General features: G+C 62.2%; 6 protein-coding genes. 3 read left to right on the top strand and 3 right to left on the bottom strand.

Going from position 1 to position 8,490, the window contains the following annotated elements:
• Nucleotides 1-499 precede the first annotated feature (499 nt).
• From HMPREF9465_RS06810 to HMPREF9465_RS06800, 3 genes are all read left to right on the top strand, one after another.
• Nucleotides 500-2,293, top strand: a complete 1,794-nt coding sequence (locus HMPREF9465_RS06810; protein WP_005435387.1) for an aryl-sulfate sulfotransferase — start codon at nucleotides 500-502, stop codon at nucleotides 2,291-2,293.
• Nucleotides 2,294-2,506: 213 nt separating this feature from the next.
• Nucleotides 2,507-3,058, top strand: coding sequence for a phosphoribosyltransferase family protein (locus HMPREF9465_RS06805; protein ID WP_005435385.1), 552 nt, complete (start codon nucleotides 2,507-2,509; stop codon nucleotides 3,056-3,058).
• A gap of 12 nt (nucleotides 3,059-3,070) precedes the next feature.
• On the top strand, nucleotides 3,071-3,766 hold the full coding sequence (locus HMPREF9465_RS06800; protein ID WP_005435383.1) for a 5'-methylthioadenosine/adenosylhomocysteine nucleosidase: 696 nt from the start codon (nucleotides 3,071-3,073) through the stop codon (nucleotides 3,764-3,766).
• Nucleotides 3,767-4,465: 699 nt separating this feature from the next.
• Here HMPREF9465_RS06800 and HMPREF9465_RS06795 read toward each other — a convergent pair.
• From HMPREF9465_RS06795 to HMPREF9465_RS06785, 3 genes are all read right to left on the bottom strand, one after another.
• A complete protein-coding gene (locus HMPREF9465_RS06795) occupies nucleotides 4,466-6,295 on the bottom strand; it encodes an aryl-sulfate sulfotransferase (RefSeq protein WP_005435382.1) in 1,830 nt (609 codons plus the stop codon).
• A gap of 178 nt (nucleotides 6,296-6,473) precedes the next feature.
• Complete coding sequence (locus HMPREF9465_RS06790) at nucleotides 6,474-7,424, bottom strand: LysR family transcriptional regulator (RefSeq protein ID WP_005435380.1); 951 nt, start codon at nucleotides 7,422-7,424, stop codon at nucleotides 6,474-6,476.
• Nucleotides 7,425-8,096: 672 nt separating this feature from the next.
• Nucleotides 8,097-8,336 carry a hypothetical protein gene (locus HMPREF9465_RS06785; protein ID WP_038006927.1) on the bottom strand — a complete coding sequence of 80 codons (240 nt, stop codon included), beginning with the start codon at nucleotides 8,334-8,336 and terminating at the stop codon, nucleotides 8,097-8,099.
• Nucleotides 8,337-8,490 lie beyond the last annotated feature (154 nt).

The raw sequence follows: 8,490 nt of genomic DNA, 5'->3' as shown, positions 1-8,490 counted from the left end.
TCGACAGGTCGCAAATCAAGAATTAGAGTCTTCCTGCCATCTACGGGCGAGACTTGAATCTTGAAAGAAGTGATCTGGAAGCCGGGCCATGGATCGAGAGATTTGAAAAGTTGCCCTACAATATTGGTCATAGCGCTCATCCTTTTTTCGCGGTTCTTCTCTAGTAACTTGAATCTGCCTGAAATTTGGAGTGAGCGCTACTTTTTTTCCTTGGAGGGAGCCGACCAGACTTTTTCTTAAAAGTCAAGGCCGCGTTCCACGGACTTCCGAGATGAACCTTTATTTTGACACATCCGCAACGGCGGAAAGTGCACCGTTGCAGTTTGCGTAATCTCCCGTTGCGTGCCCCGTCCATCCAATGTGGGTATCAGGCAATGTCGCCCGAAGGCGTCCCTCGCTACACTCAGTGTCGTCCTTCGGCCCCGTCTCCGGAGGACTCTTCCGCCCGACGGGCCCGCACTTCGACCGACATCATGCTTCACAAAGAGGAGACCTGCCCATGAAGCTCATCCGTCTCACCGCAGCCGCCGCCCTTGCGGCGCTCGCATCCTCCGCCGTCTTCGCCGAATCGATGCCACCCGCACCGACGCCCAAGGGCACGCATCTCGGCAACGTCATCGTCAATCCGTACGGCTTCTCGCCGCTCACGGCCGTCATCAACCGCAACACGAAGCACCCGACCGACATCAGGGTGACGGTCAAGGGCAAGCCCGAAGGCGGCGTCGACATCACCTACGACGTCGGCCGCAGCACGCTGCTCTCGAACGACGGCATTCCGGTCTTCGGCCTCTATCCCGACTACCGCAACACGGTCGTCGTGAGCTACAAGCTCGACGGCAGGGCGATCACGGACACCTACAGCATCGTGACGCCCGCGCTCACGATGCCCTACATGGACAACCGCAACATCACCGCGCTCCCGCAGCCCAAGGTCACGAAACTCGATACGGCCTTCCGCGACCGTCTCTATCTCGTCAACTCCGGCACCCGTCCGCCCAAAGGCTCCGAAGTGAACTGGATCATGCCCAAGACGCCGCAGATGAGCAAGAGCGCCGCCAATCCCTCGGGCGGCTCGCTCGCCTTCGAGACGATCCCGCTCAACTACGTCGTCGACACGCAGGGCGAGTTCCGCTGGTGGCTCGAACCGCAGGCCATCTACGACGGCATCAACTACGACATCGCCGACCGCGGCTACGCCATGGGTTTCTTCCCGACGAAGTCGGGCACCTACACCTTCGTGCAGGGCCAGCGCTGGATCGAGATGAATCTCGCGGGCCGCATCGTCGCCAAGCATCCGCTGCCGCCGGGATACATCGACCTGAGCCACGCCTCATGGGAAATGCCCAACGGCAACATCCTCCTTCGCGCCGCCAAGTACCGCTACCATCGTCCCGACGGCCAGATCGTGCAAAGCGTGCGCGACTTCATCATCGAAGTCGACCGCTCGGGCAACGTGATCGACGAATGGGACCTCAACACCATCCTCGACCCGACGCGCGACGCGCTCATCAAGAACCTCGACCTCGGTGCCGTCTGCATGAACGTCGACCTTGACGCCCAGGGCAAGGCTGTGGGCGCCGAACCGCTCGCGCCCTTCGGCGACGCCGCCGGCGTCGGCACGGGCCGCAACTGGGCCCACGTCAACTCCGTCGCCTACGACGAATCCGACGACTCGATCATCATCTCCGCCCGCCATCAGGGCGTCATGAAGATCGGCCGCGACAAGGAGGTGAAGTGGATCCTCGCGCCGTCCGAAGGCTGGAAGAACGGTCTTGAAAAGAAGCTCCTCAAGCCGGTCGACAAGGACGGCAGGCCCCTCAAGTGCTCGTCGACGGGCGACTGCGAGGGCGGCTTCGACTTCACCTACACGCAGCACGCCGCATGGCCGCGCGCCTCGAAGAACGGCACCATCGTCGTCTTCGACAACGGCCAGGTCCGTCACTACGAACAGCCCGCGCTGCCCGAGATGAACTACTCGCGCGTCGTCGAATACAAGATCGACCCCAAGACCATGACCGTGAAGCAGACCTGGGCCTACGGCAAGGACCGCGGCTACGAAAGCTTCGCGCCCATCACGTCCAACGCCGCCTATCAGGCCGACAAGGACACGATGTTCGGCTTCTACGGCTCCGTGGGCCTCTTCGACCAGACGAAGGGCACCATCGGCCGCCTGCAGGAAGTGGACTACAAGACGGGCGACGTCAAGGTTGAAATCGACGTCTACAACAACAAGGCGTCAGCCCCGCACTATCAGGGCCACATCATCGACCTGAAGCAGGCCTTCGCCAAGTAACGCGAATCCGCGTCACGTGAAGGAGGGGAGACGCCGTCGGCGGTGTCTCCCCTTTCCTTCCTTCGCGGTTCGCGCACCCGCCCGAAGCCCGCAGGAAACCCCTTCGACGCGCGGTCCGCACCGCACGAAGTGCCGCCGACTTTGTACAATACCCGTCGCACGCCGGACGCTTCCGGCACCCTTCATCGCACAATCTCCAAGCGGAGTTCTCAGATGCATTATCCGATCGAAGTCGCCAGCCTCAAGCGCGACCTGCCTCTCTTTCCCATATCCGACGAGCTGCAGATCGCAGCCTTCATCATGCTCGGCGACCAGGAGCTCACCGTTGCCTGCGCCTCGGCCCTCCTTGAAAAGGCCCCCGAGTACGACTACATGCTGACGGCCGAAGCCAAGGGCATCCCGCTCATCCACGAAATGGCCCGCCAGGCCGGCGCCGCGCGCTACTTCGTCGCCCGCAAGAAGATGAAGCTCTACATGGGCGAGGCCCTTGAGGTCGACGTCCAGTCGATCACGACCGCCGGCATGCAGAAGCTCTTCCTCACGGAAGAGGACGCCGCCCTCATGAAGGGCAGGCGCATTCTCATCGTTGACGACGTCATCTCCACGGGCAAGTCCCTTGAAGCCCTCGAGAAGCTCGTTGAAAAGGCGGGCGGCATCGTCGTCGGCCGCGCCGCGGTCCTCGCCGAAGGCGAAGCCGCCGAGCGCACCGACATCACCTTCCTTGAACCCCTCCCGCTCTTCAACAAGGCGGGCGAAGCCATCTGAGGAGACAGACACATGCAGATCACCGGCATCATCGGCGCGATGGACGTCGAAGTCGCGATTCTTCGCAGCATGATGAAGAACGCCCGCACCGAAACCGTCTCGGGCATCGACTTCATCATCGGCAGCCTCGAGGGCAGGCGCGTCGTGCTCGCCCGCAGCGGCGTGGGCAAGGTCTTCGCGGCCCTCTGCGCCCAGACCATGATCCTCAAGTTCGGCGTCACCGAAATCGTCAACTCGGGCGTTGCGGGCACGCTCACTCCCGAGCTCCACATCGGCGACGTGGCCATCTCCACGGCCTGCGTCCAGCACGACATGGACACCTCCGCCGTCGGCGACCCCGTGGGCCTCATCTCCGGCATCAACATGATCGAGCTCCCCGCCGACACGAAGATCGCCGACGAGCTCGACCGCGTCTGCGCAGCCGCCAACGTCAACCACCGCCTCGGCGTCATCGCCTCGGGCGACCAGTTCGTCCACACGACCGAGCGCCGCGTATGGATCGTCTCCACCTTCAACGCTTCCGCCGTCGAAATGGAGGCCGCCGCCATCGCCCAGGTCTGCTTCGTCAACAAAATCCCGTTTGCCGCCATCCGCGTCATCTCCGACGAGGCCAGCGGCGACGTCAAGATCGACTACATGACCTTCGTGAAGGCCGCTGCCGCAACGTCCTCCGACATCGCGCTCAGGTGGCTGCGCGCCCGCGCCTGAGGCATTGCGTTCTCGTTCGGGTACTAATTGGGAAAGGCTCCGGATCCGTGAGGATCCGGAGCCTTTCCTTCGTCCGTCGAAAATCGCCGCCTGAAGGGCCTTGGGATCGGTGCCGTGGAGCTTCGCGAGCGCCTCGACGATTTCGGAACGCCTGACGGTGCCCTCGGGGTAGGCGGCCTTGAAACTTTCGGCATGAGCGGTCGTCTCTTCGGAGCAGAAGGTGAACGGATAGTTCGGATGCTCGCGGGTGCCCTTGGCCAGAACGGCGAGCTGTGCGTCGGCACGGGTGCGGCGGTCGGCGAGTTCGTTCAGGAAGCTGCTACCGGTCTTCGGGGCGACCGCAATGCCTTCGGAGAAGGCGTAGTCCGCAAAGAAGCTCGCGGGACCCTCGCCCTTTGGCCCGCAGGACGGACGGGAAGGGCGCCAGTTAACCGCACCCGTCACGTTCGACGCCAGAACTGTGTAAAAAAGGGAGGCTCCAGTCGGAGCCTCCCTTTTCTTCCTGCGGACGCGTGCTCAGGCGAGGATCCCGAGCCGACGGTGCTCTTGCAGTTTGAAGAAAAGGCCGCCCGGATCCCTGCGCTCGTGTGCGGCGCGGAGCGGTCGACGAAAAAAGGAGCGGCCGTGAAGCCGCCCCTTCGGGCCGTCCCCTTCAGCCGTCGGTGGACGGGAAGGGGACTCGTCAGGCAGTCGGGCGGATTATTTGCCGGGCTTGATTTCCTGGCTGAAGGCCTTTTCAACCGAGAACGGCCAGGCCTGGTAGCCCGTGCAGTCCTTGAGCTGAATTTCGACGGCAGGCGTCGTTTCGCCCCAACGGAATTCCATGATGGTCGGGTTGGGAGCGGAGGCGAACGCACCAGTCTTCAGGTCGTAGAGCGCGCCGGCGGTGGCCGAGTACATGACGATGGAGTCATGGTCGGGCTGGTACTCGACGAGCGAGGTCACGGCGGAGAAGAGTTCGTGGCCGCGTTCCTTGCCGAATTCCCAGACCTGTTCGACGGTCTTCTTCTTTTGGTCGATCTTGTAGACGACGGCGCGGGAGTACTTCATGTCGGGCAGAGCCGGCTGTTCCATGCCGCGGGCGTCGCCGTTGTCGAAGGCGGAGACGTAGATGATGTCGCCCTTGGACTTTTCATCGATCTTGAAGGCCGTGTGCTGCGTCCACGTCCAGTCGAAGTCGCCCTCGCACTTGGAGCCCTCGCACTTGATCTTCTGACCGTTCTTGTCGACCGGCGTCAGGACCGCCTTCGTGAAGTCGCCCTTCCAGCCTTCGGGCGAGCCGAGGATCCACTTGACCTTCTTGTCGCGGCCGATCTTGATGATGGCCGACTGATGGCGGGAGGAAATGATGATGGAGTCGTCTTCCGGGTCATAGTCGACGGAGTTGACGTGCAGCCAGTTGCGGCCCGCGCCCGTACCGACGATGTCGCCGAAGTCGTTCGACTCTTCAGCGGCGGAGAGTTCCTCGGCGGTGAGCGTCTTGCCGGCCTGAGCGGCGTCGATGTTAAGGCAGACGGCGCCCTGGTCGAGGACCTTGAGCACGTTGGAGCGGTAGACGTCGAGGATGTCAGGCAGGCGCCATTCGTCGATCACGTGGCCCTGTTCGTCCACTTCGGCAATCACGTCGCGGACGGTGCGCACGTGCTTGCCATCGGGACGGATGTAGTTGGAGCTTGCCACGCGCAGGAAGTAGTGGCCGTTCTGGGCGTCGTCCATCGAGTGCGAGTAGTCGTTGTAGCGCATCGGGAGGAGGCGGTTGAAGACTTCGCGGCCCATGATGTCGTACTTGACGTAGCGCTGGCCGTAGCCCCAGGTGAGAAGACCGTCGTCATTCTGCTTGAAGCCCATCATGACGCCCGCCTTGTACATATCGCGAAGATCGTAGATCGGGTTGGCGAACATGTACCAACGGATGTCGCCGGCCGTGTCGATGATGGCGTTCTGCGGGAAGAAGTTCCACTGAAGGGCGCCGCCCACCGGGTTGTTCCAGACGGCGCGCGTGCCGATGCCGGACTTCTCGGCGATGTTGTTGATGAAGTAGAGGCGGTCCTTGAATTCCGGATCAACCTTCTTCACTTCGGTGCCGAAGAGCGCATGGCGCTCGGCTTTGATGCCGGCGACTTCCGTGTACGTGGGAGGCGCGTAGAGCTGATACGTGTCCTTGAAGTTTTCGGACTTGCCGCGCAGCGTGCGGGTGTAGCTCACCTCGACCATGTTGACGTAGTCGGGATAGAGGCCGAAGACGGGAACGCCGCCGTGGGTAAGCAGTTCGGTGCGAGAGACCTTGTATTCGATCGTCTGGCCGTTGAGCTTGGGCTGGATCTTGACGACGACGTTGCTGAGGTCGTAGCCGCCGTCGCGGATGACGGCCGTAAGCGGCGCAATGCCGTACGGGTTCATCATGACTTCACCGATGTGGCCCTGCATGATGTAGTTCGTGGCCGGACCCGAGCCGCCGCCCATGGCAAGCGCCCCCATGGAAGCGGCCGCAATGCTCGCGGCGATCAGGCTTTTGGCAAAGAGTCTCATTTTGGTTCTCCGATTGGTCAGAAGGTTGGACTTCAATGACGAAGAAGTCTAAGCACAACGCCTCTTCAAAACCATGCGGACATACAGACCCCGAACAGGCCCTAATCCGCAAAATCGGATTTCGAATTTCGACAAGAACCTGCAGGAGAAGGGAATTCGATACTTGAGTCTGAAAACATCAATTTCGGAGAATCGGCACGGCGCGCAGATCTCCGAGGTGCTGCCTCATTTCGGAGAAGAGAAAGCTCCTCAGCCACTGGTGCGCGGGATCGCCGTCGACACGGTCCGACCAGATGAACGAGGGCGTGAAGACCGAGCTCTTCTTGGAGCGTCCGAGAATGCAGAGGTCCGTCGTGCGGCAGAGCGCGTGCGCGGTCTGAAACGGAATGCAAGTCGTGTCCTCCGCGCCGAGGAGGAGGGGCACCGTGACGAAGTAGGGGGCCGAGAGAACAGGCAAGGCCTGTCCCGACGCATCGAGGCTCTCGATCACGGGAATGAGGCCGCAGTCGTCGGCCGAGGCCTTGGGAAGCGCGATCTGCACCGACTGCCGCGCCCTGACCTCGCGTTCCGTGAGCACCTGCCCCGAAAGGACGCGCCGGGCGAGCTCGGACGTGCCGCGCGCCACGTAGACGTAGGCGTCCTCGCAGATTGCGAGCCTGCGAAAGGTCGGGAAGGATTCCTGCGTTGCGTAGACCGCAAGGTCGATGCGGCCCTGATGGAGGTCGGCGTAGAAGTTCGAGGAGATCGAATGGAAGTTGAGCCTCACGCCGGGCGCATGACGGCCGAGCGCGTCGAGCACGGGCCCGAAGTAGGAGAGGAGCGCATTGTCGAGCCCCGCAATGCGGAAGACATGGCGGAGCTGCTCGACCGAAAAGACGCCGGGACACTCAAGCGCCTCGAAGCCACTCAGAAGCGCGTCCACTTTGGGCAGGAGCGAGCGCGCGCGAAGCGTGGGACACATGCGGTGGTCGCACCTCACGAAAAGCTTGTCGCCGAAGGTCTTTCTCAGGGATGCGAGCTGACGGCTCGCCTTCGGGAGCGAAAGCTGCAGCCGCGCCGCGGCTTCGCTCAGGGATTCGGTCTCGTAGATGGTTCGAAAGAGCTTGAGTTCATCGGCATTGACGATCATGGGAGCGACTTGCGGTCTTGTGGGTTGGTTTCGGCAGGAAAGGGGGCCGCGAAAACCGGTCAGCCCCCGGGGGTCGTTTTCGAGTATGCCAGACGCGAGGCGTTTCGGGCACACCGACGTTCATCGACGTCAAGACTTCGTCCCGTTTTTTCAAGGGTCCGAAGGCGGGAAGGGCGCCCGCCGTTCGTCGGCCTCGAAGAAAAGGACGCTTACGTGCGGAGTCCCCTGGCCTCCGGGCGGATTCGGGAGACGCATTTGGTTGAGGTCTTTTGTTCGCGAACCGGGAGCCGCAGGGTTGAGAGGCACGAATCGGGTGCGCGCACATGCGTCGTCCGGAGAGGAACGGCTTCGGAGGCGTCGGACGATCGACGCACCCAGACGGGGCGCATGCGGCGCACGAACATCTGGAACGAGACCCGCCCATGCGTCCGGCGGCGGACCTCGGGAGGCCGAAGAGCCGGCATCGACGGCACGTCAGGACGAACCTGACGAAGACTTGACGAAGGCGTGCGGAACCTTGAAAACAAAACGGCCCCAAAACCCCTCAAACATTACTCAACATAATAGTAGTTATGTTGAGTATTTAAAAAAAGTGAAGAAGGACGGGTTTCCGTCCTTCATTTCACAGCTTTTCGAACTTCAGGTCTTCAGGCGCGGTTGCGCCTTCGTCCGTCAGTTCCTCGTCGCGAACACAGGATGCTCGCGCTTCACCTGCGCCACGACGCGTCCGACGGCGATGCCGTCGGCAGCCCCCTGCATGAGCGCCTCGTACGTGAAGCCCAGACACTTCGCGGTCTGCTCGAGCGTCCCTCGGGCATCCGTCTCCCTGCCGCCGCAGAACGCGATGCTTTCCTCGAGCATGGCAGCGAGGAACTCGTCGTCTCGGGCAAATCGGGCGGTCTCCCGACGCAAGCGACGAGGCTGCGGCTTCAGGCGTTTCGTCCGGCAGATCGATCCAGTCTTCACCCGTCTCGACCATGGTGCCCTCGGGGTTTTCGTCCCAAGGCATTTCCCGCCTTTCCTTTGTGACTTCAGGCGCCTCAGCTTCAGCCCTTTTGAGGGCCTC

The sequence above is a fragment of the Sutterella wadsworthensis 2_1_59BFAA genome, assembly GCF_000297775.1.
Classification (GTDB): Bacteria; Pseudomonadota; Gammaproteobacteria; order Burkholderiales; family Burkholderiaceae_F; genus Sutterella; species Sutterella wadsworthensis_A.
This window is presented reverse-complemented; position numbering and strand designations above follow the sequence as displayed.

What these genes read in the sequence shown, in the direction of transcription:
- HMPREF9465_RS06810 (WP_005435387.1), top strand. Translation starts at nt 500, where the DNA reads ATGAAGCTCATCCGTCTCACCGCAGCCGCCGCCCTTGCGGCGCTCGCA.
- HMPREF9465_RS06805 (WP_005435385.1), top strand. Translation starts at nt 2,507, where the DNA reads ATGCATTATCCGATCGAAGTCGCCAGCCTCAAGCGCGACCTGCCTCTC.
- HMPREF9465_RS06800 (WP_005435383.1), top strand. Translation starts at nt 3,071, where the DNA reads ATGCAGATCACCGGCATCATCGGCGCGATGGACGTCGAAGTCGCGATT.
- HMPREF9465_RS06795 (WP_005435382.1), bottom strand. Translation starts at nt 6,295, where the DNA reads ATGAGACTCTTTGCCAAAAGCCTGATCGCCGCGAGCATTGCGGCCGCT.
- HMPREF9465_RS06790 (WP_005435380.1), bottom strand. Translation starts at nt 7,424, where the DNA reads ATGATCGTCAATGCCGATGAACTCAAGCTCTTTCGAACCATCTACGAG.